The sequence below is a fragment of the Nesterenkonia haasae genome, assembly GCF_010119385.1.
Classification (GTDB): Bacteria; Actinomycetota; Actinomycetes; order Actinomycetales; family Micrococcaceae; genus Nesterenkonia; species Nesterenkonia haasae.
Genome location: NZ_VFIE01000046.1, coordinates 383 through 707 on the forward strand (window position 1 = coordinate 383; position 325 = coordinate 707).

1 protein-coding gene is annotated in these 325 nt (G+C 67.7%); it reads left to right on the forward strand.

The genetic code is table 11. The features are described 5' to 3' along the window. A partial coding sequence (locus FH975_RS16390) for a hypothetical protein (RefSeq protein ID WP_202923325.1) occupies window positions 1–325 on the forward strand: 325 nt, incomplete at both ends.

Here is a 325-nt window from a genome sequence, read left to right on the forward strand (position 1 = left end):
GCGGCGACCGACAACCCGATCGTCTATGCGCTGTCGTACAAGTACAAGCGGCGCAACATGCGCGAACTGGGCTTCAACATCTTCGAATACAAGCCGTTCCCGCTGGATGCACCGGTCGATTACCGCAACCTGCTGCCCGACCCGATCGCCGCGCCGGAAGGCGACGACGACGGCGGGCGCAACCCGCTGATCGGCGGCAGTGCTGCCGGCAGCAATGCCGGCGACCGTCGCGATCGCGATGAGCATCCGGCACCCACCGGCAAGCAGGGGCCAGTGAACCATCCGCGCACCGGCAGTGCCTACCAGAACGCGCGCGAGCGCCGCC